This window comes from Streptomyces sp. NPDC058459, from assembly GCF_042721685.1.
GTDB lineage: Bacteria > Actinomycetota > Actinomycetes > Streptomycetales > Streptomycetaceae > Streptomyces.
The window spans coordinates 47675-71708 of sequence record NZ_JBHXLV010000004.1 but is presented as its reverse complement, the minus strand read 5'-3'; the positions used below and the strand labels follow the sequence as shown (position 1 = coordinate 71708).

The window sequence follows — 24034 nt, the reverse complement described above, 5'->3', positions numbered from 1 at the left end:
TATGAGTGACTCGACCGTGACAGGCCCGGAAGGCCGCCGCGTGGAGGTGGCCGTTTCGCGGACCGTCATGGGCGAGCGCGTCGGCGTGCGGCACCTGCTCGGCCGGCTGCGCGGCTCCCGGCGGCCTCCGCTGTGGTTCGAGATCCTGCTGATCGCCGCGAGTTACTGGACGTACTCGCTCATCCGCAACGCCGTCCCGGAGCAGAGGCCCGAGGCGCTGCGCAACGCCGACGCGCTCTGGTGGCTGGAGCGCCGACTCGGCATCGCCGTCGAGGCGTCCGTCAACCACGCCGCCGACTCGGTGGGCTGGCTGATCATCGGCATGGACTACTACTACGCCACGCTCCACTTCGTGATCACCCTCGGTGTGCTGGTGTGGCTCTACCACCGGCACGCGGACCGCTACGCCCCCGTCAGGCTGGTGCTGTTCGCGACCACGGGCGTCGCTCTCGCCGGGTACTGGCTCTTCCCGCTCGCCCCGCCCCGGCTGATGCGCGGCGGCCACTTCATCGACACCGTGATGGTGCACCAGACCTGGGGGTCCATGGCCTCCGGCGACCTCAAGCACATGTCCAACCAGTACGCCGCGATGCCGTCCATGCACATCGGGTGGTCGCTGTGGTGCGGGCTGACCGTGTTCGCGCTGGCCTCGGTGCCGTGGGTGCGGGTGCTGGGGCTGGCCTACCCGGCGCTGACCCTGCTGGTCATCGTCTCCACCGCCAACCACTTCTGGCTGGACGCGGTGGGCGGGACGGTGTGCCTCGGGTTCGGGATGGGGGTGGCCCGGCTCTGGTACGGGCGGTGGCCGCAGGCGCCGGGGGCCCGAGCCGTGCCGGGTTCCGGGGCGGGTCAGCCCGCGTAGAAGAGTTCGTCCACCACCGCGCGTGCCTTGCGGGCCGTGCGGCGGTACGCGTCCAGCATGTCGCCAGCCCGGCCCTCGCCGTAGCCCAGGTACCGGCCCACCGCCGCCAGTTCGCGGGGCTCGGTCGGGAAGGTGTCCCCCGCCCTGCCGCGCACGAGCATCACCGCGTTGCGGACCCGGCCGGCCAGCACCCACGCCTCGTCCAGCACCGCCGCGTCCTCCGCGCCGATCAGGCCGGCCTCGCGGGCCGCGGCCAGCGCCCCGCGCGTCCTCGGGGTGCGCAGGCCCGGCACCTCCCAGGCGTGCCGGAGCTGGAGCAGCTGCACCGTCCACTCCACGTCCGACAGGCCGCCCGGACCCAGCTTGGTGTGCAGCTTGGGGTCGGCGCCGCGCGGCAGCCGCTCCGACTCCATCCGGGCCTTCAGCCGGCGGATCTCGCGCACCGCGTCCTCGTCCAGGCCGTGTGCGGGGTAGCGCAGCGGGTCGATGAGCGCCATGAAGCGGCGGCCCAGCTCCTCGTCCCCCGCGACCGGCTCGGCACGCAGCAGCGCCTGCGACTCCCAGCCCAGCGACCACCTGCGGTAGTACGCCTCGTACGACTTCAGGGTGCGGACCAGCGGGCCGGACTTGCCCTCCGGGCGCAGGTCGGCGTCGATCAGCAGCGGCGGGTCGGCGCTGGGGAGCTGGAGCAGGCGGCGCATCTCGGCCACCACCTTGCCGGCGGCCTTCGCGGCCTCGTGCTCGTCCACGCCCGCGCGCGGTTCGTGCACGAACAGCACGTCCGCGTCCGAGCCGTAGCCCAGTTCGTGGCCGCCGAACCTGCCCATGCCGATGATCGCGAACCTGGTCGGGAGGGTGTCGCCCCAGCCCTCGCGGACCACCGCCCGCAGGGTTCCGGCGAGGGTGGCGGCGGTGAGGTCGGAGATCGCGCCGCCCGTGCGGTCCAGGAGGACGCCCTCGTCGGGCTCGGCGGGGGTCGTCTCGGTGCCGTAGGAGCCGACGATGTCCGCGGCTGCCGTGCGGAAGAGTTCGCGGCGCCTGACCCCTCGGGCGGCTGTCACGCCCTGTGCGGCGTTCTCCGCGCGGTTCACCGCCGCGGTGATCTCCTGTTCCAGCTGGGCCCTGCCGCGTGGTTCCAGGCCGCCCGCGTCGCCGTCGCCGAGCAGGGCCACGGCTTCGGGGGCGCGCAGGAGGAGGTCCGGGGCGAGGCGGCCCGCCGAGAGGACCCGTGCCAGGTTCTCCGCCGCCGCGCCCTCGTCGCGCAGGAGGCGGAGGTACCAGGGGGTCCTGCCGAGGGCGTCGGAGACCTTGCGGAAGTTCAGCAGGCCCGCGTCCGGGTCGGCCGAGTCCGCGAACCAGCCGAGGAGGACGGGGAGCAGGGTGCGCTGGATCGCCGCTTTCCGGGTCACGCCGGAGGCCAGCGCCTCCAGGTGGCGGAGGGCCGCCGCGGGGTCCGCGTAGCCGAGGGCGACCAGTCGTTGCCGTGCCGCCACCGCGCTGAGCCTTGCCTCGCCGGGGGCCAGCTGAGCCACCGCGTCCAGGAGGGGGCGGTAGAAGATCTTCTCGTGCAGGCGGCGGACCACTCCGGTGTGGCGCCTCCACTCGCGGCGCAGCCCCGCCACCGGGTCCGTGCGCAGGCCCAGGGACCTGCCGAGGCGGCGGAGGTCCTCCTCCGCCTCGGGGACCAGGTGGGTGCGGCGGAGCTGGAACAGCTGGATGCGGTGTTCCAGCTCGCGGAGGAAGCGGTACGCTTCGTCGAGGCGGGAGGCGTCCTCCCGGCCCACGTAGCCGCCGGCCGCCAGTGCCCGCAGGGCGTTCAGGGTGGTGCCGCTGCGGAGCGTTTGGTCCGTGCGGCCGTGCACCAGCTGGAGCAGCTGGACCGCGAACTCCACGTCCCGCAGGCCGCCGGGGCCCAGTTTCAGTTCTCTGTCGATCTCCGCCGGGGGGATGTTCTCCACCACGCGGCGGCGCATCTTCTGCACGTCGGGGACGAAGTTCTCCCGGTCCGCCGCCTGCCAGACCATGGGGGTCAGGGCGTCCAGGTACGCCTGGCCCAGTTCCTCGTCCCCCGCCACCGGGCGGGCCTTCAGGAGTGCCTGGAACTCCCATGTCTTGGCCCACCGGTGGTAGTACGCGACGTGGCTGCTCAGCGTGCGGACCAGCGGGCCGTTGCGGCCCTCCGGGCGGAGGTTCGCGTCCACCGGCCAGATCGAGCCCTCGATCGTGGTCTCCGAGCAGATGCGCATCATGTGGGAGGCGAGCTTCGTGGCCGCCCTCAGGGCTTTCGTCTCGTCCGTGCCCTGGGTCGGCTCCGCCACGAAGATCACGTCCACGTCGGAGACGTAGTTCAGCTCGTGGCCGCCGCACTTGCCCATGGCGATCACCGCCAGGCGGCAGGCCTGTGCGTCCTCGGGGGCATCGGCTTGGGCCATGGCCAGGGCTGCGCGGAGGGTCGCCGTTGCCAGGTCCGCGAGTTCTGCGGCGGTCTGGGTGACGTCCGTGGTGCCGCAGACGTCCCTCGCCGCGATGGAGAGCAGGCAGCGGCGGTACGCGACCCGCAGGGACACCGGGTCCGTGGCCTCCGCGAGGCCGCGTTCGAACTCCGTGACCCCGGGGTGCAGGTCCCTCGGTTCGTAGGTGACCAGTTCCTGCCAGTCGTGGGGGTGGCGGGCCAGGTGGTCCGCCAGGGCCGCCGATGCGCCCAGTACGCCCAGGAGGCGGTCGCGGAGCGGCTTGGCCGCGATGAGGGTGTCCAGGAGTTCGCGGCGGTCCTTGGCGGCGGGCTGGGACTCCAGCAGCCTCACCAGACCGCGCAGCGCGAGGTCCGGGTCCGCTGTGCCGCCCAGGGCCTCCAGGAGTACGGGGTCCGCCTTCACCGGGGTCAGCTCGGGGCCGTCCAGCAGGCGTTCCGCTCCGGAGGGGTCCGTGAAGCCGTGCCGGAGCAGTCTCGTGAAGGTGCTGCTGCTGCGCCCCGGCGTCATCCGCGGCCTCCCCTCGGGATCAGGACGGTCCTGGCCAGAGCCTAGCCGTGCCACCGTCGTGACAGCGCCCCGGCTGCGTCGTGGGCGGGCCGCGCCGGGGGGTGTCCGTCCTCGGTCCGGCGACTCGTGTACTCGGCTGCCAGGGCCGCGTTCATCGCGTCCGCCAGGTCCAGGTCCAGTGGCTGGTAGCGGGCTCCTACGGTCAGTGCGGCGTCCAGGGTTTCCGGGGTGGGGTTCGCCAGGACCAGGCGCATCTCGCTCACCCTGCTGGTGAGGCTGCGCAGGATCGAGTCCGCCGCTCCCATCCGACGCGCCACGGCCCATGGACGGCCCAAGCCGTGCCGGACGCCTGAGCAGGTCGCCCCTTCGGCCACTGGCTGGGGGCGTCCGGCACGCACGGAGGTGCTCCGAAGTGCCTCTACAGCACCGGCAAGTTCTTGCGGAGTTCGAAGGCCGTCACCTCGGAGCGGTACTCCTCCCATTCCTGGCGCTTGTTGCGGAGGAAGAAGTCGAAGACGTGTTCGCCCAGGGTTTCGGCCACCAGGTCGCTGCGTTCCATGAGGGTGAGGGCCTCGCCCAGGTTCTGGGGGAGGGGTTCGATGCCCATCGCCCGGCGTTCCGCGTCCGAGAGGGCCCAGACGTCGTCCTCGGCGCCGGGCGGGAGTTCGTAGCCCTCCTCGATGCCCTTCAGGCCGGCGGCCAGGAGGACCGCGTAGGCCAGGTAGGGGTTGGCTCCCGAGTCCAGGGAGCGGACCTCCACCCGGGCCGAGCCGGTCTTGCCGGGCTTGTACATCGGGACCCGGACCAGGGCCGAGCGGTTGTTGTGGCCCCAGCAGATGTAGGAGGGGGCCTCGCCGCCGGCGCCCGCGGTGCGCTCGGAGCCGCCCCAGATGCGCTTGTACGAGTTCACCCACTGGTTGGTGACCGCCGAGATCTCCGCCGCGTGCCGCAGCAGGCCCGCGATGAAGGAGCGGCCCACCTTGGAGAGCTGGTACTCCGAGCCGGACTCGTAGAACGCGTTCCGGTCGCCCTCGAAGAGGGACAGGTGGGTGTGCATGCCCGAGCCGGGGAACTCGGAGAACGGCTTCGGCATGAAGGTCGCCTGGACCCCCTGCTCCAGCGCGACCTGCTTCATGACCAGGCGGAACGTCATGATGTTGTCCGCCGTGGAGAGCGCGTCCGCGTAGCGCAGGTCGATCTCCTGCTGGCCGGGGCCGCCTTCGTGGTGGGAGAACTCCACCGAGATGCCCATCGACTCGAGCATGGTGATCGCCTGGCGGCGGAAGTCCATGCCGACGTTCTGCGGGGTGTGGTCGAAGTAGCCGGAGTTGTCGGCCGGGGTCGGACGGCTGCCGTCGGTCGGCTTGTTCTTCAGCAGGAAGAACTCGATCTCCGGGTGGGTGTAGAAGGTGAAACCCAGGTCGGAGGTGCGGGCCAGCGCCCGCTTGAGGACGTAGCGCGGGTCGGCGAAGGACGGGGAGCCGTCCGGCATCAGGATGTCGCAGAACATCCGGGCCGTGCCGGGGGCCTCCGCGCGCCAGGGCAGGACCTGGAAGGTCGAGGGGTCCGGCTTGGCGATCATGTCGGACTCGTAGACGCGGGCGAAGCCCTCGATGGCCGAGCCGTCGAAGCCGATGCCCTCGTCGAACGCCTGCTCAAGCTCAGCGGGGGCCACGGCGACGGACTTGAGGAAGCCCAGCACGTCCGTGAACCACAGGCGTACGAACCGGATGTCGCGCTCCTCCAAGGTCCGGAGCACGAACTCCTGCTGCTTGTCCATCTTCCGCTTCCCCATCCTTGCTGGTCAGGCCGCCTGTCCATGAGGTGACGGGAGGCGGTCGGCACCTGAGCATCCCACCACATCGGCGTTTCGCGCGCGTTGCGGACCTTGATCGGCCGGACGTCCCCCGACTGAACGTTCCGCCTGCGGGGTCCTACGGCCCTCCCGCCCATCTTGCACGTTCACCGGCCCGTCCGTCATGGCCGGGAGACGGGGGTGGCCGGCCGGTGGGCCGCGTATTCGATTTATCCGGTTGTCGCACCTCGCTCCCCGGCGCCCCGCCCGCCCGCTTACGATCGGCGGACTCCGAGAACGCTCCGTGGAAGGACACGCCCCATGGGTACCGACCAGCACAGCCCCGCGTCCGAGCGCGCCGCGCGCGTGGAGGAGATGCGGCGCGCCGAGCGGACCCGCGCCCGCCGAAACCGGGTGCTGGCCGTCGCCGCGAGCGTGGTGGTCGTCGCCGGGCTGGCCGTGGGCGGGGTGGTGCTGGTGCGCTCCCAGTCGGACTCGGACGGCGGCAAGGACACGGCCGCCGACGCCAAGGGTGGCTCGGGGCACTTCACCACCGGCGCGGACGGGGTGCGCACCTGGTCCGGCAAGCTGTCGCGGACCCATGTCAGCACCAGGGTGACGTACCCGATGCGGCCGCCGGTCGGCGGGGACCACAACCCGGCGTGGCTCAACTGCGACGGCGACGTCTACAAGGAGCCGGTGCGGGACGAGAACGCGGTGCACGCGCTGGAGCACGGCGCGGTCTGGGTGACCTACACCGGCAAGGCCCGGAAGGCGGACGTGGACGCGCTCGCGGCCAAGGTGAAGCGGACGCCGTACTCGCTGATGAGCCCGTACACGGACCAGGACGCGCCGCTGGTCCTCTCGGCCTGGGGGCACCAGGTGAGCGTCAAGAGCGCGGCCGACCCCGAGGTGGACAAGTTCTTCGCCGCCTATGTGCAGGGCGAGCAGACCCCGGAGCCGGGCGCCCCCTGCACCGGCGGGGTCATGAAGTGAGGCGCGGGTACGTCGGGTCGGCGGCCGGTGCCGCTCTGCTGGCCGTCGTCGCGGCGGGCGCCGGGGGGTACGCGGCCGGCGGGGAGCGCGAGTCCGCCGGCGTGCGGGTGCCGGGCGGGGAGTCGGCGGACGCCGGGTTCGCCCGGGACATGGCCGTGCATCATCAGCAGGCCGTGGAGATGTCGTACCTGGTGCGCGACCGCACCGGCGACGAGGAGGTGCGGCGGCTCGCGTACGACATCGCGCAGACCCAGGCCAACCAGCGCGGGATGCTGCTGGGCTGGCTGGACCTGTGGGGGCTTCCGAAGGTGTCCGCGAAGCCGCCCATGAGCTGGATGGGCATGGGTGACATGCCGCTCGGGCAGGACGGCGCGCTGATGCCGGGCATGGCGACCGACTCCGAGCTGCGCAGGCTCGGTTCGCTGAAGGGGCGCGCGGCGGAGGTGCTCTACCTCCAGCTGATGACCGAGCACCACAGGGGCGGGGTGCACATGGCCGAGGGGTGTGTGGCGCGGTGTGCGCCGGGGCCGGAGCAGCGGCTCGCGCGGGGGATGGCCGACGCCCAGCGGTCCGAGATCCGGCTGATGGCGGACATGCTGAACAAGCGGGGCGCGTCGGCCCGTTCGTGATGACTTTCGGCCAAGTTGCCTGATCTCACGGTTACTTGAGCTTCTCTTGACCTTTTGCTTTCCCTGACATGAACGGTTCATCAGCCAGAGTGGCCCCCATCGTGCGATCACCGCGCAGGCCGAAACCGCCGCTTCACCGGCGCGCATCCGCGATGTACCGACCACGACATGCATGCGAAACGCATCGCAGGGGGTTCTATGAGATCCAACCGCGCCAAGACGCGCGCCGGTGTGAGCTTGGCGGCGACGCTGCCTATGATCGCCGGGGCGCTGGCGCTCGGCATACCTGCGGCCCACGCGGACGGCCCGGCGCGCAACGCGCTGACGGGCACCCGGCCGCTGTGGGCCACGGCGAAGGCGGACAAGGGCGCCACCGCCGACAGCGCCCAGGTGAAGGCCCGTGTCTACCTGGCCGGGCGGAACGCGGCCGGGCTGGCCGCCTACGCCAAGGCCGTCTCCGACCCGGCCTCGCCGCTGTACGGCAAGCACCTCAGCGCCAAGCAGGCGCAGGCCCGCTTCGGGGCCACCAAGGCCCAGGTGGCCGCCGTCAAGTCCTGGCTGAAGTCGGCCGGTCTGACGGTCACCGGGGTCACCGCGCACTATGTCGCCGTCTCCGGTGACGTGGCCGCCGCCGAGAAGGCGTTCGGCACCCAGCTCCACAACTACACGAAGGGGGCCCGGACTTACCGCGCCCCGGCGAAGACGGCGTCCGCGCCCGCCTCGCTCAGGGGCGCCGTGCTCACGGTGACCGGCCTGGACAACGCGCCGCACAAGTCGAAGCACGACGATCAGCTGCCGGCTCCGGAGGCGGTGTTCAAGAACGCCGGTCCGTTCTCGAGCTACTTCGGCTCGAACATCGCCAGCAGCCTGCCGTCCGCGTACGGTCACAAGATCCCGTACGCGATCAAGGGTTACACCGGCAAGCAGCTCCGCGCGGCCTACGGCGCGGGCAAGTACACCGGCAAGCACGTGCGCATCGCCATCACGGACGCGTACGCCTCGCCGACCATCGCCTTCGACGCGGGCTCCTACGCCAAGAAGCACGGCGACGCGGCGTGGAAGACCGGCCAGCTCCACCAGGTGCTGCCCGACGAGTACACGCACACCGGGGTCAAGGAGTGCGGGGCGGCCGGCTGGTACGGCGAGGAGACCCTCGACGTCGAGGCCGTGCACGCGGTCGCGCCGAACGCGGACGTCACCTACGTGGGCGCCGCGTCCTGCCTCGACGACGACCTGCTCGACTCGCTCAGCAAGGTCGTCGACAACCACCTGGCCGACATCGTCTCCAACTCCTGGGGCGACATCGAGGCCAACCAGACGCCGGACCTGGCCGCCGCGTACGACCAGGTGTTCCAGTTCGGCGCGGTGGAGGGCATCGGCTTCTACTTCTCCTCGGGTGACAACGGCGACGAGGTGGCTCACACCGCCACGGACACCACGCCCGGCGTGAAGCAGGTCGACACCCCGGCCAACTCGGCCTGGGTGACGGCGGTCGGCGGTACCTCGCTGGCGGTCGGCAAGGGCGAGGCCTACCAGTGGGAGACCGGCTGGGGCACCGAGAAGGCCACCCTCTCGGCCGACGGCAAGAGCTGGAACTCCTTCCCCGGCGCCTTCACCTCGGGCGCGGGCGGCGGCACCAGCAGGACCGTGCCGCAGCCGTACTACCAGCAGGGCATCGTCCCGAAGAAGCTGGCCACGGCCAACAACGAGGCCGGCAACCGCGTCGTCCCGGACATCGCGGCCATCGCCGACCCGAACACCGGCTTCCTGGTCGGCCAGAGCCAGACCTTCCCGGACGGTTCCCTGCGCTACAGCGAGTACCGCATCGGCGGCACCTCGCTGGCCGCGCCGGTGATCGCGGCGGTGCAGGCGCTGGCGCAGGAGGCGCGCGGCGGCAAGGCGATCGGCTTCGCCAACCCGTCGATCTACCAGCGGTACGGCAAGAAGGGCGTCTTCCACGACGTCACCGACAACCCGACGGGCTCCGGCCTGGCGGTGGCCCGTACCGACTTCGTGAACGGCACGGACGCCTCCGGCGGCCTGGCCGTCTCGGTCCGCAGCCTCGGCAAGGACAGCTCGCTGCACGCGGTCAAGGGCTACGACGACGTGACCGGCGTGGGCTCGCCCGCGAACGGCTACGTGCGGTCGTACAAGGGTCACTGATCCGTACGGCACGGTGACGGGGGCGTGAGGTGGCAGACACCTCACGCCCCCACATCTCGTCTCAGTGACGATTACACTGGCGGGGTGCCTCAACTTCGTCTCGCCCTGAATCAGATCGATGCCCGGGTCGGCGACATCGCCGGCAACACCGAGTCGGTCGTCCGCCGGACCCGGCAGTCGGCCGGGGCGGGAGCGCGGCTGGTCGCGTTCCCGGAGATGGTGCTGACCGGGTATCCCGTGGAGGACCTCGCCCTGCGCTCGTCCTTCGTCGAAGCCTCCCGCACCGCCGTGCGCACCCTGGCCGCCCGGCTGGCGGCGGAGGGGCTCGGCGAGGTGCCGGTGGTGGTCGGCCACCTCGACCGCTCGGCGACCGCGCAGCCGAAGTACGGCCAGCCGGCCGGTGCCCCGCAGAACGCGGCGGCCGTGCTGTACGGGGGCGAGGTGGTCCTCAGCTTCGCCAAGCACCACCTGCCGAACTACGGCGTCTTCGACGAGTTCCGCTACTTCGTGCCCGGCGACACCATGCCGGTGATCCGGGTGGACGGGGTGGACGTGGCGCTCGCCATCTGCGAGGACCTCTGGCAGGACGGCGGCCGGGTCCCCGCCGCCCGTTCGGCCCACGCGGGCCTGCTGCTCTCGGTGAACGCCTCGCCGTACGAGCGGGACAAGGACGACACCCGGCTGGAGCTGGTACGCAAGCGGGCCCAGGAGGCGGGCTGCACCACCGCCTACCTCGCCATGACCGGCGGCCAGGACGAGCTGGTCTTCGACGGCGACTCCATCGTGGTCGGCGCGGACGGCGAGGTGATCGCGCGGGCGCCGCAGTTCGCGGAGACCTGCCTGCTGCTGGACCTGGACCTGCCCGCCGCCGACCCGGACGCGCCGACGGGTGTCGTGGACGACGGGCTGCGCATCGACCGCGTGATCCTCTCCGCGGACCCGGTCCCGTCCTACGAGCCGGCCTGGCCCGGCGGCCGCGCCGAGTGGCTGGACGACGACGCGGAGGTCTACGGCGCGCTGGTGACGGGCCTGCGGGCGTACGTCGTCAAGAACGGCTTCCGCTCGGTGCTGATCGGGCTGTCCGGCGGCATCGACTCGGCGCTGGTGGCCGCTGTCGCGTGCGACGCGGTGGGCCCGGAGAACGTGTACGGGATCTCGATGCCGTCCAAGTACTCCTCCGAGCACTCCCGGGGCGACGCTGCCGAGCTGGCCCGGCGCACCGGGCTCCACTTCCGCACGGTGCCGATCGAGCCGATGTTCGACGCGTACATGGGCGCGCTGGACCTGGACGGGCTGGCTGAGGAGAACCTCCAGTCCCGGCTGCGGGGCACGCTGCTGATGGCGGTGTCCAACCAGGAGGGCCACATCGTGCTGGCGCCGGGCAACAAGTCCGAGCTGGCGGTGGGCTATTCGACCCTGTACGGCGACTCGGTGGGCGCGTACGGGCCGATCAAGGACGTGTACAAGTCCTCGGTGTTCCGGCTGGCCCGCCACCGCAACCGGGCCGCCGAGGAGCGTGGCGAGACCCCGCCGATCCCGGAGAACTCCATCACCAAGCCCCCGAGCGCCGAGCTGCGCCCCGGCCAGGTCGACACCGACTCCCTCCCGGACTACCCCGTCCTGGACGCGATCCTCGACCTCTACGTGGACCACGACCAGGGCGCCGACGCGATCGTCGCGGCGGGCTTCGACCGCGACCTCGTCGTCAGAATCCTCCGCATGGTCGACACGGCGGAGTATAAGCGCCGCCAGTATCCGCCGGGCACGAAGATCTCCGCGAAGGGGTTCGGGAAGGACCGGCGGCTGCCGATCACGAACGGGTGGCGGGAGCGGGCCTAGTCGTCTCGTCCTCGCCGGGTGTCGGAGGAGGGGAGGGCCGGCGGCGATCCGTCCGGTCCGCGTCGGAGTCCGCGCCGCGGGTCCACAGGCGTGCCGTATCCGGGGTCGCGCCCGAACGCGTCACGCCCGTCGGCCGGGTGTGGTTCGCTGCTGGGGTGACTCAGGACTTCAAGACCGTCGTATTCGAATCCGCCGAGGCGTTCGAGGCGTGGCTCGGCGAGAACCACTCCGTCTCGTCCGGCATCTGGCTCAAGCTGCGCAAGAAGGGCCCCGGAATCGTCGCGCTGGACTACACCCAGGCACTCGACGCGGCACTCTGCTACGGCTGGATCGACGGCCAGAAGGCCAAGTTCGACGACCAGTGGTGGCTCCAGCGGTTCACCCCGCGCAGGCCGCGGAGCAAGTGGTCCAAGGTCAACCGGGACAAGGTGGCCGTCCTGACCGAGCAGGGCCGGATGCGTCCGCCGGGGCAGGCCGAGGTCGACCGGGCCAGGGCGGACGGTCGCTGGGAGGCGGCCTACGACAGCGCGAGGACCGCCACGGTGCCGGACGACCTCGCCGCGGCCCTGACCGCCGACCCGGCCGCGGCGAAGTTCTTCGAGACCCTGAACCGGCAGAGCCGCTACGCGATCCTGTACCGCATTCAGGACGCCAAGAGGGCCGAGACCCGGGCACGCCGCATAGAGAAGTACGTGGCGATGCTGGCGAGGGGCGAGACAGTGCGCCCCTAGTGAGGGACAGCAGCCATGACCGTGCGGGCCCGTGGAGTGCCGCTACCGGCTGACCTCGAGTATCCGGTACGCCTCACGCAGATCGGCGCTCTCCGGAAGCTCACGGGCCTCGACCGCTCTGACGACTTCCAGCGCACGCCAGTGATTGGACGGGGCCACCTGGCCCGACAGGAGGGCCTTCTGTGCGGCGTCGCACGCCTCGTCCAGCCGCTCGTCCTTCAGGAGGGCAAGAGCCAGGTCGAGGTTCGCGGAGGCCACGCGGCGCGGCCACCTGGACACGTCGTCACTCGGACCCAGCCGCCTGATCACCTCACGGGCGTACGGCTCCGCCGCCGAATCGCCCAGCCAGGCAAGGGTGGTCGCCGTGTAGGACAGTGCCTTGGTGGGGTCGTACCGGTAGTGGTGCTCCGGAGCGCCGGGGCTTCCGATGGACGCCGACATCCGCTGGACCCGCTCGATGGCCCGATAGGTCTCCGGCGCGTTTCCCAGCCGTGCGTGGGCCCTGCCCTCCTGCGCGGTCGCCTGGATCATGGCGGAGGTGCCCGCCGGGGCCATGTCCTGAGACGCACGGGAAATCTCCACCGCGCGCACGTATTCACCGTCCGTGAGAACGCGCCATGCCTCGGTTTCCTGGCACCAGGCGTCGATCTCCGGGTGGTTGGCCTCTCTGGCCAGTGTCGCGGCGGTGCGCAGGCGCGCGGTGGCGGCGTCGTCCTCCAGCAGGTCGATGTGCACGGTGGCGCCCAGGAGAGACAGCCAACCGCCGACGACCAGGAGGCGGCGATGCTCGGACAGCGTTTTCCTGGCGTCCAGTAGCCTTACCACGTAGGCGGAATGCTTACGCACCTTCCGCAGCAGGTCTTCGGGGTCGGACTTGGGATAGGCCATCGCCAATTCGTCGAACGACTTCTCCAGTCGCCCCAGCGTCACCGGACCCACATCGCTCGCCTGAACGCGTCGTGCCAGCTCCCACGCGTCCATTTCGTCGTCGTGGGGTGCAGCGGATTCGACTTCGAGAGTCAGTCCCAGAAATTCGTTGAGGGCTTGGATCAGCTCGGGAGAAGGGGCCTGTTTCCCATTGAGAACGCGGCTCAGATAAGCGACGTCGTAATGCAGCTCGCCTGCCGCACCCCTGAGGCTCTTGCCTTGCTCCCTGAGCGCCCTGCGCACCGTGTCGGCCAAATCGATCATGAGAGCTGCTCCCGTTGACTGTTGACCCCGAGCATAGTCAACGCTGGTCAACTACCCGGCGAATACGGCAGATCGTTGAGTGAACGGACAACACACAAGTGCTCCGGCGACCGTATGGAACGGGACTGGAGCTTCGCCGGCCGGTTGGAGTCGACATGGATCACAGGACCGCCGCCCCGCCCAGCCGGGAGAGCAGGGATCTCGCACCGGTGGGCGGGGCAGTTCTCCCGGCAGAGCAACACACGAGTGATGGTGGCAGGTCAAGCACCCGCTATGCCAGGACGCGGGTCAGCGTCGGCAAGGCTCGCGAGTTCGCGCGTTTGTTCGCTGACCGCATGGACGTGGACGGTTCGGCGGACGATCTGGCCTTGATCGTGTCGGAACTGGTGACCAATGCCGTCCTTCATGGCAAGACCGCGCCCGGCCGGCAGGTCGAAGTCACCCTCGATCACCGGGCCGGACGAGTTCGGGTGGAAGTGCGCGACACCGGCGAAGGAATGCCCCGCAGGCGTCCCCGAGTTCCTTTGGCGGTCTCCGGCCGGGGAATCGAGATCGTGGACGCCCTTTCCGAAGCATGGGGAGTCACGGAGCAGGTCGTCGGCAAGACAGTGTGGGCCGAGTTGGCCGTCAAAAGCCTCTGAGGCTGTCGATGACCGATGACCTCATCGAATTCACGGTGTGTCTCGACCCGGACGCACGGCAGGATGTCTCCCACGCTTGGTGCATGACGTGCGGAATGCGATCACAGGAGGCCGAAGAAGGGACCGCCGTGACGCTCTGGTGTCTAGGGCATGCCGACGAGACCGGACACAAGCGCTTCCGGGCCGTCGTCACCAGGTTCCTCGTGGTCGTCCCCGTTCCCCGCGGGGTGACCCGGCGCCGGATCTGAGGCCGGTTCCGCCGGCACGCAGGAGGCCCCGTCCACCCCCTCCGAAGAGGGATGGACGGGGCCCCGGGCCGTAAGCGGGCGGGAGTCAGCGGTGCACCCGATCCTGCGGCTCAGGTACGTGTGCCGCCACCAGTCGGCCCGTGGGCGCGGACGCCCGGCGTCGGTCCACGCCGTACGCGATGCCCGCGACCCCGAGGCCCAGGACGGCGAGCAGCGCGCCCGCCAGGGCAGGGGAGGTCACGCCGAACCCCGCCGCCAGGGCGAGTCCGCCGATCCAGGCGCCGCCGGCGTTCGCCAGGTTGAAGGCGGCCTGGTTGGCGGAGGACGCGAGGGAGGGAGCCGCGGCGGCCTTCTCCATGACCATGAGCTGGAGGGGCGAGCCGGTGACGAACGCGGCCATGCCGAGCAGGGTCACGCCGAGCGCGGCGCTCCACTCGGCCCGCATGAGGACCGGGAGCAGCGCGAGGACGACGCCCAGCGCCGCGAGGCCGCCGAAGAGTGTGCCCCGCATCGCGTGGTCGGCGAGGCGCCCGCCGAGCAGGTTGCCCGCGGTGGCGCCGACGCCGAACAGCGCGAGCAGCAGCGTCACGCTGGCCGGGGCGAACCCGGCGGAGTCGGTCAGCATCGGGGTGACGTAGCTGTACGCGGCGAACAGCGCGCCGAAGCCCGCCACCGTCGTACCGAGCGCCAGCCACACCGGTACGGACCTCAGCGCGGCCAGTTCGTGCCGCAGCCCCGCCGCCGTGGCGTGGGTGTGGTCGCGCGGTATGAGCAGGGCGAGCGCGGCTATCGCGGCCAGGCCGATGGCGCCGACCCCGAGGAAGGTGGCCCGCCAGCCCATGTTCTGGCCCATCAGCGTGGCCACGGGGACGCCCGCGACGTTGGCGACGGTCAGCCCGAGGAACATCAGGGAGACCGAGCGTGCCTTGCGCTCCGGCGCGACCATGCCGGTGGCGACGACCGCGCCGACGCCGAAGAAGGCCCCGTGCGGCAGGCCGCTCAGGAAGCGGGCGGCGAGCAGGGACTCGTAGCCGGGGGCGAGCGCGGAGAGCGCGTTGCCCGCGACGAACAGGGCCATCAGGCCGATCAGCACCGTGCGACGGGACATCCGCGCGGTGACGGCGGCCAGCAGCGGGGCGCCGATGACGACGCCCAGCGCGTACGCCGAGACGAGGTGTCCGGCGGTCGGGATCGAGATGCGCAGGTCGTCCGCGACATCGGGCAGCAGGCCCATCATCACGAACTCGGTGGTACCGATGCCGAAGGCGCCCACGGCAAGGGCGAGGAGTGCCAGGGGCATGAAGGGACCTCTCCAGACGAAAGTGCCGTACAGGGCTCACGGGGAATCTTCTATGTTCCCGTACGGAACAAAGTCTTTCAAGGGGAGTATTCCAGCGGGTTACGAGGGCGTGTCGAGCTTGACACGGGCCGCCACCGGGAGATGGTCGCTGTTGGTGCGCGGCAGGGTCCAGGAACTCTCCGGCTCGACGCCCTTGACCATGATCTGGTCGATCCGGGCCATCGGGAACGCCGCCGGCCAGCTGAACCCGAACCCGGTGCCCGCCGCGCCCTGCGTGGAGCGCAGCTGGGAGGTGACGGCGTTGAGCGAGCGGTCGTTCATCGTGCCGTTGAGGTCGCCGAGCAGCACGATGCGGGAGAGGGTCTCGTCCGCGATGGCCTCGCCGAGCGCGTCGGCGCTCTTGTCCCGCTGCCGGGCGGTGAACCCGGCCTCCATCTTGACCCGTACCGAGGGCAGATGGGCGACGTACACCGCGACCAGGCCGTCCGGGGTGGAGACGGTGGCGCGCATGGCGCGCTTCCAGCCGAGCTTGATGTCGACCGCCTCGACCTGGCTCATCGGGTACCTGCTCCACAGCCCCACCGTGCCGACCACCGAGTGGTAGGGGTACGTGGCCCTGAGCGTGGCGGAGTACACCGGCACGGCCGAGGCGGGCAGCTCCTCCAGGGCGACCATGTCGGCGCCGGAGGCGGCCACGTCGCGGGCGGTGGCGGCCGGGTCGGGGTTGTCGGCGTTCACGTTGTGGGTGGCCACCACCAGCTCGCCGCCGGGGGCCGACTTGTCGGAGAGCAGCAGCCCGCCGAAGAGGTTCAGCCAGACGATCGCCGGGAGCAGCAGCGCGATCAGCGCGGTGGCGGAGCGGCGGACCACCCCGAGCACGAGCAGCACCACGATCGCGAGGCCCAGCCAGGGCAGGAAGGTCTCGATGAGGCTGCCGAGGTTGCCGAACCGGTTCGGGATGCGCGAGTGCACCAGCATCACCAGCGCCAGCAGCAGCGCGAGCGCGGTGGTGACCAGGCCCCGGCGCCAGATCCCCCGGTCGCCGCGCCGGCCGCCGAACAGCCGGTGCGCGAGGCGCCGAAGCCGGGACACTGGTCGCTCGGGCCCCGAGCCGCCGTTGTCCGTCTCCGTCATGTACGCCTGCTGCGCCATACCGTGTGCCTCACTGCCTGCGGTGCTCCGTCATCCCCCCGTGTGGGTACGACCCTAGGGGATGCGCGGTCTCGTTCCGCCGTCCCATGACGGCCGTTCGGAAGTCGAGGACGCACCAGGCGGCGCCGCGGGTTCCGGGGACGCCCGCCGCGGGGGGTTCTGTGACGAAACACGCACATCCGGGCTACGAGACCGGCGGCCTGACGGGGCGTAGGCCGGCGAGCAGCGTGTCGACGATCTCCGCCGGGAGCCCTTCGGGGAGGTCGGCTTCGGGGCGCAGGACGGTGCGGACGAGCATGGCGCCGACGAACATGTCGTGGACCACCTCCACGTCCACGTCGGTGCGCAGTTCGCCGTCGCGCCGGCCCCGGCGCAGCACGTCCAGGGTGAGGGCCCGGCGGGGCGCTATGACGCTCGCCTCGTAGGCGGCCCAGATGCGCGGGCTGCACTTCGCCTGGACGTAGACGTTGTGCATGATCGCCGAGGAGCGGCTGGCCAGCCCCCGGCGGCGCAGGGTCTCCAGCAGGACCACGAGGTCGTCGCGCATGGAGGTGCCGGGGAGTTCGGGGTCGGGGGGTTCGGCGGCGCGCATGACGTCGACGAACAGCTCCTCCTTGCCGCTCCACCGGCGGTAGATGGTGGCCTTGCCGACTCCGGCGGTGCGCGCGACCCGCTCGATGGAGAGGTCGGCCAGCGGCACACCGTCCTCCAGGAGCTTCATCACGCCCTCGATGATGGCGCGTTCCACGCTCTCGCTGCGGGGCCTGCCCCGGGCGGGGGCGGGCCGCGCGGGCTGAGCGGGCCGGTCTGCGGCAAGGCTCACGTCTACGTCGTCCTCTCGGTGTGCTGCGGAGATTGTCCCGCAGCGGGAGCCTCCCCCGCAGGTGCCGGCGGCTCAGTCGCCGGTGTGGATCAGTTCGGGCTCGCGTTCGCCGGGCTGCCCGGCCGGGGGGCGGCCCGGCAGGAACACGGCGACGACTACGGCGCCGATGAGCGCGACACCCGTGCCCCACAGGGCGGTGATGTGCATGGCGTGCAGGAAGGCGTCGTGGGCGGGCGTGACCAGGGCCTGGCCGCGCGGGCCGAGCTTCTCGGCGATGCCGAGGGTGGCCTGGATGGACTCGCCGGCGGTGTCGCGCAGGCCGGGCGGCAGGGCGCCGAGCTTGTCCTCGATGCCGTTGCGGTAGGCGGTGGCGAGCACCGAGCCGAGTACGGCGATGCCGAGGGCGCCGCCGACCTGGCGGAAGGTGTTGCTGAGCGCGGAGGCGGAGCCGGCCTTCTCGCGGGGCAGGGCCTGCATGATGACGACCGAGGTCGGGGTCATGATGTGCGCCATGCCGGTGCCCATCAGGAAGAAGACGACCTCCAGCAGCCAGATGGGCGTGTCGGCCTCGAAGCCGGCGAACGCGGCCAGGGTGGCGGCGATCAGCAGCATGCCCGCGGTGGTGGTGGCCTTGTTGCCGAACCGGTCGACCAGCAGCCGGGCGCGCGGCGCGAAGATCAGCTGGGCGGCGGCCAGCGGCAGCATCAGCAGGCCGGACTCCAGCGGCGAGTAGCCGCGCACGCTCTGGGTGTAGAAGACACCGAAGAACGTGACGCCCATCAGCGCGAAGAAGACCAGCGCGATGGCGGCCATGGCGGCCGAGAAGACCTTGTCGCGGAAGTAGGTCACGTCCAGCGAGGGGTGGTCGCTGCGCTTCTCGAAGACCACGAAGGCGACCAGCACGAGGACACCGGCGATGATCGTGGCCAGCACCTTGGGGTCGGTGAAGTCGGCCAGTTCGCCGCCCTTGATGATGCCGTAGACCAGCAGGACCAGGCCGAGCACGGAGAGCACCACGCCGACGGGGTCCAGGCGGCCGGGCTTCGGGTCGCGGGAGTCGGGGACCAGCCAGATCATCAGGGCGACGGCGATCAGCACGATCGGCACGTTGATCAGGAAGACCGAGCCCCACCAGAAGTGGTCGAGCAGCGCGCCGCCGGTGATCGGGCCGATGGCGATGCCGAGGCCGACACCGCCCGCCCAGATGCCGATGGCCTTGGGCTGCTCGGAGCGCTCGAAGACGTTCATCAGCACGGCCAGGGTGGCGGGCATGACGAAGGCGGCACCGAGCGCCATCACGGCGCGGTAGGTGATCAGCTGGGCCGGGGAGCCGGACTCGGCGGCGAGCGCCGAGCCGATGCCGAACACCACCAGCCCGCCGAGCAGCACCTTCTTGCGGCCGAGCCGGTCACCGATGAGCCCGGCGGTGAAGAGCAGACCGGCGAAGACGAGCGTGTACGAGTTGATCGCCCACTCGATCTCGCTCTGCGTGGCGCCCAGGCCGGTGGGCGCGGGGGTGGCGATGGTCTTGATGGCGACGTTCAGGATCGAGTTGTCGAGCACCACGATGAGCAGGCTCAGCATCAGCACGCCGAGGATCGCCCAGCGGCGCCGGTGCACGGCTTCCGGTATCCGGGGGGCAGGGACGGAGGTTGTCATGCGCCCGATCGTATGCCTATTCCAATACGGCACCGTCTCGTATCTGAATTCCTTTGCCGAGGTATTGCGCGGCGGGCCGCCGGACGCGGGTCCGGGGGTCCCCCTGGCCACCCCCGGCACGAAGTGCCACCATGGAGACGATCCGGGGACGCCGAAAGGGCGCCTCGAGATGAACTGAAGGAGCCGTTGCCATGACGCAGCTCTCGGCTGCCCGGACGAAGCCCTCCGACGGCACGACGCTGTACGGAGGAAAGGGCACCCGCCGCATCACGGTCCGCGACATCGCCCTCGCCAAGGAGCGGGGCGAGAAGTGGCCCATGCTCACCGCCTACGACGCCATGACCGCCTCCGTCTTCGACGAGTCCGGCATCCCGGTCCTCCTCGTCGGCGACTCGGCGGGCAACTGCCATCTCGGCTACGAGACGACCGTACCCGTCACCCTCGACGAGATGACCATGCTCTCCGCCGCCGTGGTACGCGGCACCAGCCGTGCCCTCATCGTCGGCGACCTCCCCTTCGGCTCCTACCAGGAGGGCCCGGTGCAGGCGCTGCGCTCGGCGACCCGGCTGGTAAAGGAGGCCGGGGTGGGCGCGGTCAAGCTGGAGGGCGGCGAGCGGTCGCACGAACAGATCCGGCTGCTGGTGGAGTCCGGCATCCCGGTGATGGCCCACATCGGCCTCACCCCGCAGTCCGTCAACGCCATGGGCTACCGGGTCCAGGGGCGCGGCGAGGAGGCTGCGCAGCAGCTGCTGCGCGACGCCAAGGCGGTGCAGGACGCGGGCGCGTTCGCGGTCGTGCTGGAACTGGTCCCGGCGGAGCTGGCGGCCGAGGTGACGCGGGTGCTGCACATCCCGACGGTCGGTATCGGCGCCGGCCCGGACACCGACGCGCAGGTCCTCGTCTGGACCGACATGCTGGGGCTGACCCCGGGCCGGGTCCCGAAGTTCGTCAAGAAGTACGCGGCGCTCCGTGAGGTCATGGGCGACGCGGCGAAGTCCTTCGCGGAGGACGTCGTCGGCGGAACGTTCCCGCTGGACGAACACTCCGTCCACTAGCCACTGCGGCACCACCCGGGGCAGCCCGCCGATCTTCCCCCTGTCGGCGGGCTGCCCTCTTCGGGCCCGCCGGGGAGTCTCTGACCAGACCACTGTCCTCGGCGTGCGAGGAACAGACTCCGGCGCCGGACCTGCGGCGATCTACTCCGCCGCGCCCGCGGCCGCCACCAGTTCGCGCACGCCCGTCACCCGAGGGTGACGGGATCGCAGGTCGTTGACGATCTGCCGGATCGCGGGCCGGTCACGGACTTCGCCCGGGGAGACGCGTACCGCCGACAGCAGTTCGGCGGCTGTCTGCTCCGCCTTACCCCACTGCCACCACGCCCGCCCGAGGTCGGTGTGCATCCTGCCTTTCCGCTCGGCGGTGCTGAACTGCCGCTCGTGCAGACCACGGCCGGCCTCCAGCGCGGCGCCCGCGTCGCCAAGGGCCCAGTGCACTCCGACGGAGTACAAGCCCACCGCTGCCGAGGTGATGGGGAAGAGTCGCCCCCTCGGAGTCACATCAGGAAGGGCGCGAGCGGCCCGCGCGGCATCGCGGATCATGGTGAGGGCCTGGTCACGGCCCCCGGCACGTGCTGCGGTGTAAGAGGTGGTGCACAGCATCTGTGCGTATGCCGAGCGCTGCGCGTCCGTTCGTAGCCCGGTCTCCTCGACCTTGGCCACGGCGTCAAGGATGTGACGCTCGGCAGCGGCGGGCTGGTCCTGGTGGCGCAACACGATGCTCAACTCCCGAGCCGCGGCAGCGGCCGCGAGCGGCGACCCGGACCACTCCGCGTACAGCGCCGCACGATCCGCGGCGAGCCGGGAGTCCCCGTAGCGGCCGACCTTCGTCAGTACCCGGCCGGCCAGACTGTAGGTGGTCGAGAGGCGGGCGAGCGCCATCTCCTCGTGTGCGGGTGACACGGCGTGATCGGCATCGGCGAGCAGACCCGGCAGTACCCGCAGCAGCTCGGAGTTCTGTCCGGCGTCGAAGAGTCCGCAGGCGGCGGCCAGCCGCGAGTCGAGAGGTACCGGTGATCCGGTGGGATCGGGAATGCTCGCCAGTGCGTCGCTCATCCCCGCCAGGAGGGAGGCTGGAACCGCCAGGCCGGTGGCGGCGAGCAACCTGCGGCGGCGCATGGGGTCCTCCTCGGCACAGCGTGGCCCGTCCCACGCAACTCTAGCCGCTGGGACGCTTGTTAAGCCGAGTGACGCAGCCAGGACATGCGCCGGGATTTCCACGGCTCTGGCGGCACTCATGAGCATGTCGAAGTCGGCCTTCCGCCCTCTGCGCTCCAGCCGGGAGACGGTGGCGGCCGAACAGCCGATCTGGGCACCGAGATCCTCCAGACGCCAGCCACGTCCCACCCGGCCGATCCGGATCAGGCCGCCTGGATCCTGCTCCCGCACACAGGAACGGGCCTCTTCCGACACCCAGAGACGAACGGCCGCTCGTACGACACCGCGCAGGTCTTCGGCGCGATCCGCAAGCTCGCCCCGCATCTCGGCCGACCGTGCACGATCGTGGGCAAGAGCACGGTCTCCGTAGGCACCACCGCGCAGGTCACCGCCCTCACCCAGCGGCTCGCCCCGGCGGGGAAGGGTGTGGAGGTCGTGTGGAACCCCGAGTTCCTACGCGAAGGCCATGCCGTGGAGGACACCCTGCGCCCGGACCGCCTCATCGCCGGAGTCACCACGGCGGAGGGCGAGAAGGCGGTCCGCGCCGTGTACGCCGGGATCATCGACGCCGGTGTGCCGATCTTCATCACCGACCCTCAGACCGCCGAACTGGCCAAGGGCGCCGCGAACACGTACCTCGGCCTGAAGATCAGCTACATCAACGCTGTCGCCGACATGTGTGAGGCCGCAGGCGGTGATGTCGCCAAGATCGTGGACATCCTCGGCATCGACCCGCGGATCGGCAGCGGGGGTATGCGTCCGGGCATCGGTTATGGCGGCGGGTGCCTGCCCAAGGACGTACGCGCCTTCACCGCCTCCGCGCGGGCCCTCGGCGCCGACGCCGCCGCCTCCCTCCTCCGGGCCGCAGAGGTGATCAACGAGCGGCGTACGGACGTGCCCCTCGGGCTCATGTCGGTCCGCTGTCGGTGGATTGTCGGTGGCTCCTGGCATCGTGCTGTCCATGACGCGAATCGAAGACAACCCCGGCGGCGGCCGTTCCGCCGTGTCCGTGCGGGGGATGGTCAAGCACTACGGTGAGACCAAGGCGCTGGACGGGGTCGACCTGGAGGTCCGGGAGGGGACCGTGATGGGGGTGCTCGGGCCGAACGGTGCCGGGAAGACCACCCTCGTCCGCATTCTGTCGACCCTGATCACCCCGGACGCCGGCGAGGCGCTGGTGGCCGGGTACGACGCCGTACGGCAGCCCCGGCAGCTGCGCCGGGTGATCGGGCTGACCGGGCAGTACGCCTCGGTGGACGAGAAGCTGCCCGGCTGGGAGAACCTGTACATGATCGGCCGGCTGCTGGACCTGTCCCGCAAGGACGCCCGCCGCCGTGCGGACGAGCTGCTGGAGCGCTTCTCCCTGACCGAGGCGGCCAAGCGCCCCGCCTCCACCTACTCCGGCGGCATGCGGCGGCGCCTGGACCTGGCCGCCTCCATGATCGGGCGCCCCCAGGTGCTGTTCCTGGACGAGCCCACCACCGGCCTCGACCCCCGCACCCGCAACGAGGTGTGGGACGAGGTGAAGGCGATGGTCGGCGACGGTGTGACCGTGCTGCTCACCACCCAGTACATGGAGGAGGCCGAGCAGCTCGCCTCCGAGCTGACCGTGGTGGACCGGGGCAAGGTCATCGCGGGCGGCCGGATCGAGGAGCTGAAGGCGAAGGTCGGCGGCCGCACCCTGCGCGTACGCCCCATCGACCCGCTCCAGCTGGAGCCGCTCGCCACCACGCTGGACGAGCTGGGCATCACCGGCCTGGCCACCACCACCGTGGACCACCAGACCGGCACCCTGCTGGTGCCGATCCTCAGCGACGAACAGCTCACGGCGGTCGTCGGCGCGGTCACCGCACGCGGTATCACCATCTCCTCCATCGTCACCGAACTCCCCAGCCTGGACGAGGTGTTCCTCTCGCTCACCGGCCACCGCGCCAGTGCCCCGCAGGACGCCGAGCCCGCCGAGACCCGCGAAGAGGTCGCCGTATGAGCGCCGCAACCACGACCGTCCCGCCCGTCCCGCTCGCGGACTCCCGTATCACCCTGCGCGGCCACCTGAGGCACACCGGCGCGCTGGTCCGCCGCAACCTGCTGTGGATCAAGCAGGACCCGGAGTCGATGTTCGACGCGCTGCTGATGCCCGTCGTCTTCACCCTGCTGTTCGTGTTCGTCTTCGGCGGTTCCATCGGCCAGGCCCTCGGCGGCGGCCAGGACCAGTACGTGCAGTACGTCATCCCCGGCATGCTGGCGATGATGAGCATGACCATGTCGCAGGGCGTCGGCACCGGCTTCAGCCAGGACTTCAACAGCGGGGTCATGGACCGGTTCCGCTCGCTGCCGATCGGCCGCGGCTCGGTGCTGTTCGCCAAGCTCGCGGTGGAGCTGGGCCGGATGCTGTTCGCCACGGCCGTGCTGATGGTCGTCGCCGCGCTGGTCGGCTTCGACTTCACGAGCTGGCCGGGCCTTTTCGCCACCGTGGGCCTGGCCACGCTGTTCGCGTCCTCGATCATGTGGGTGTTCCTCACCCTGGGCGTGGTGATGAAGAGCGCGCAGTCCGTGCAGGCGATGGGCTTCCTGGTGCTGTTCCCGCTCCAGTTCGGCTCGTCCATCTTCGCGCCGACGAAGTCGATGCCCGGCTGGCTCCAGGCGTTCACCGACTACAACCCGCTGTCCACGCTCGCGGACGCGGCGCGCGGTCTGATGGTGGGCGGCCCCGTGGCGCACGACCTGTGGGTGACGGTCGCCTGGTCGGTGGGGATCACCGCGGTGATGGCGCCGGTCGCCATCCACAAGTTCCGCACCAAGACCTGACGT

The 24034-nt window shown here is 71.0% G+C and carries 20 protein-coding genes; 11 read left to right on the top strand and 9 right to left on the bottom strand.

Features of this window, described 5'->3' with window-relative positions:
- The first annotated feature begins 1 nt into the window (after position 1).
- Positions 2–862, top strand: a complete 861-nt coding sequence (locus ACFWN1_RS02020) for a phosphatase PAP2 family protein (protein WP_384357153.1) — start codon at positions 2–4, stop codon at positions 860–862.
- Here the strand turns inward: ACFWN1_RS02020 and ACFWN1_RS02015 are convergent.
- The 3 genes from ACFWN1_RS02015 to ACFWN1_RS02005 all read right to left on the bottom strand — a co-directional run bounded on the left by ACFWN1_RS02015 (position 850) and on the right by ACFWN1_RS02005 (position 5623).
- On the bottom strand, positions 850–3843 hold the full coding sequence (locus ACFWN1_RS02015) for a bifunctional [glutamine synthetase] adenylyltransferase/[glutamine synthetase]-adenylyl-L-tyrosine phosphorylase (protein WP_384357151.1): 2994 nt from the start codon (positions 3841–3843) through the stop codon (positions 850–852). The genes ACFWN1_RS02020 and ACFWN1_RS02015 overlap by 13 nt on opposite strands.
- A 41-nt stretch (positions 3844–3884) precedes the next feature.
- Complete coding sequence (locus ACFWN1_RS02010) at positions 3885–4148, bottom strand: hypothetical protein (protein ID WP_384357149.1); 264 nt, start codon at positions 4146–4148, stop codon at positions 3885–3887.
- Between the two features lie 113 nt (positions 4149–4261).
- Entirely contained in the window at positions 4262–5623 is a 1362-nt protein-coding gene (locus ACFWN1_RS02005) for a glutamine synthetase family protein (protein ID WP_030807800.1), read from the bottom strand.
- Between the two features lie 336 nt (positions 5624–5959).
- Here ACFWN1_RS02005 and ACFWN1_RS02000 point away from each other — a divergent pair, with 336 nt between their 5' ends.
- The 5 genes from ACFWN1_RS02000 to ACFWN1_RS01980 all read left to right on the top strand — a co-directional run bounded on the left by ACFWN1_RS02000 (position 5960) and on the right by ACFWN1_RS01980 (position 11996).
- Positions 5960–6634 (top strand): DUF3105 domain-containing protein, encoded by a 675-nt coding sequence (locus ACFWN1_RS02000; protein ID WP_384357146.1) that lies wholly within the window; start codon positions 5960–5962, stop codon positions 6632–6634.
- Entirely contained in the window at positions 6631–7263 is a 633-nt protein-coding gene (locus ACFWN1_RS01995; protein WP_384357144.1) for a DUF305 domain-containing protein, read from the top strand. The genes ACFWN1_RS02000 and ACFWN1_RS01995 overlap by 4 nt, the downstream gene beginning before the upstream one ends.
- Positions 7264–7461: 198 nt before the next feature.
- Positions 7462–9426, top strand: coding sequence for a protease pro-enzyme activation domain-containing protein (locus ACFWN1_RS01990; protein WP_384357142.1), 1965 nt, complete (start codon positions 7462–7464; stop codon positions 9424–9426).
- Between the two features lie 84 nt (positions 9427–9510).
- On the top strand, positions 9511–11265 hold the full coding sequence (locus ACFWN1_RS01985; RefSeq protein ID WP_384357140.1) for an NAD+ synthase: 1755 nt from the start codon (positions 9511–9513) through the stop codon (positions 11263–11265).
- A gap of 155 nt (positions 11266–11420) precedes the next feature.
- Positions 11421–11996 (top strand): YdeI family protein, encoded by a 576-nt coding sequence (locus ACFWN1_RS01980; protein ID WP_384357138.1) that lies wholly within the window; start codon positions 11421–11423, stop codon positions 11994–11996.
- Between the two features lie 42 nt (positions 11997–12038).
- On the opposite strand, the gene ACFWN1_RS01975 is transcribed toward ACFWN1_RS01980, so the two are convergent.
- Positions 12039–13187, bottom strand: coding sequence for a helix-turn-helix domain-containing protein (locus ACFWN1_RS01975; protein ID WP_384357136.1), 1149 nt, complete (start codon positions 13185–13187; stop codon positions 12039–12041).
- 155 nt (positions 13188–13342) lie between these two features.
- Between ACFWN1_RS01975 and ACFWN1_RS01970 the strand changes: the two genes are divergently transcribed.
- Entirely contained in the window at positions 13343–13828 is a 486-nt protein-coding gene (locus ACFWN1_RS01970) for an ATP-binding protein (protein ID WP_384357134.1), read from the top strand.
- Between the two features lie 333 nt (positions 13829–14161).
- On the opposite strand, the gene ACFWN1_RS01965 is transcribed toward ACFWN1_RS01970, so the two are convergent.
- From ACFWN1_RS01965 to ACFWN1_RS01950, 4 genes are all read right to left on the bottom strand, one after another.
- Complete coding sequence (locus ACFWN1_RS01965; RefSeq protein ID WP_384357132.1) at positions 14162–15376, bottom strand: MFS transporter; 1215 nt, start codon at positions 15374–15376, stop codon at positions 14162–14164.
- A 99-nt stretch (positions 15377–15475) separates the two neighbouring features.
- Complete coding sequence (locus ACFWN1_RS01960; RefSeq protein ID WP_384357130.1) at positions 15476–16528, bottom strand: endonuclease/exonuclease/phosphatase family protein; 1053 nt, start codon at positions 16526–16528, stop codon at positions 15476–15478.
- Positions 16529–16712: 184 nt separating this feature from the next.
- The gene (locus tag ACFWN1_RS01955) at positions 16713–17351 is read right to left on the bottom strand and encodes a TetR/AcrR family transcriptional regulator (RefSeq protein WP_384357128.1); all 639 of its coding nucleotides are present in this window, start codon (positions 17349–17351) and stop codon (positions 16713–16715) included.
- Positions 17352–17423: 72 nt separating this feature from the next.
- Complete coding sequence (locus ACFWN1_RS01950) at positions 17424–19010, bottom strand: MFS transporter (protein WP_384357126.1); 1587 nt, start codon at positions 19008–19010, stop codon at positions 17424–17426.
- Between the two features lie 191 nt (positions 19011–19201).
- Between ACFWN1_RS01950 and panB the strand changes: the two genes are divergently transcribed.
- Positions 19202–20065 carry a 3-methyl-2-oxobutanoate hydroxymethyltransferase gene (gene panB / locus ACFWN1_RS01945; protein WP_384357124.1) on the top strand — a complete coding sequence of 288 codons (864 nt, stop codon included), beginning with the start codon at positions 19202–19204 and terminating at the stop codon, positions 20063–20065.
- 141 nt (positions 20066–20206) lie between these two features.
- Here the strand turns inward: panB and ACFWN1_RS01940 are convergent, their stop codons facing one another.
- Positions 20207–21373, bottom strand: a complete 1167-nt coding sequence (locus ACFWN1_RS01940; protein ID WP_384357194.1) for a transcriptional regulator — start codon at positions 21371–21373, stop codon at positions 20207–20209.
- On the opposite strand from ACFWN1_RS01940, the gene ACFWN1_RS01935 reads away from it, so the two are divergent.
- Genes ACFWN1_RS01935 through ACFWN1_RS01925 form a run of 3 tightly spaced genes read left to right on the top strand, consistent with a single transcriptional unit; the run spans position 21269 to position 24031 of the window.
- Complete coding sequence (locus ACFWN1_RS01935) at positions 21269–22261, top strand: nucleotide sugar dehydrogenase (protein WP_384357122.1); 993 nt, start codon at positions 21269–21271, stop codon at positions 22259–22261. The two genes, ACFWN1_RS01940 and ACFWN1_RS01935, sit on opposite strands and share 105 nt — an antisense overlap.
- On the top strand, positions 22185–23210 hold the full coding sequence (locus ACFWN1_RS01930) for an ATP-binding cassette domain-containing protein (protein WP_384357120.1): 1026 nt from the start codon (positions 22185–22187) through the stop codon (positions 23208–23210). Before ACFWN1_RS01935 ends, ACFWN1_RS01930 begins: the two co-directional genes overlap by 77 nt.
- A complete protein-coding gene (locus ACFWN1_RS01925; RefSeq protein ID WP_384357118.1) occupies positions 23207–24031 on the top strand; it encodes an ABC transporter permease in 825 nt (274 codons plus the stop codon). Before ACFWN1_RS01930 ends, ACFWN1_RS01925 begins: the two co-directional genes overlap by 4 nt.
- Positions 24032–24034: the final 3 nt, after the last annotated feature.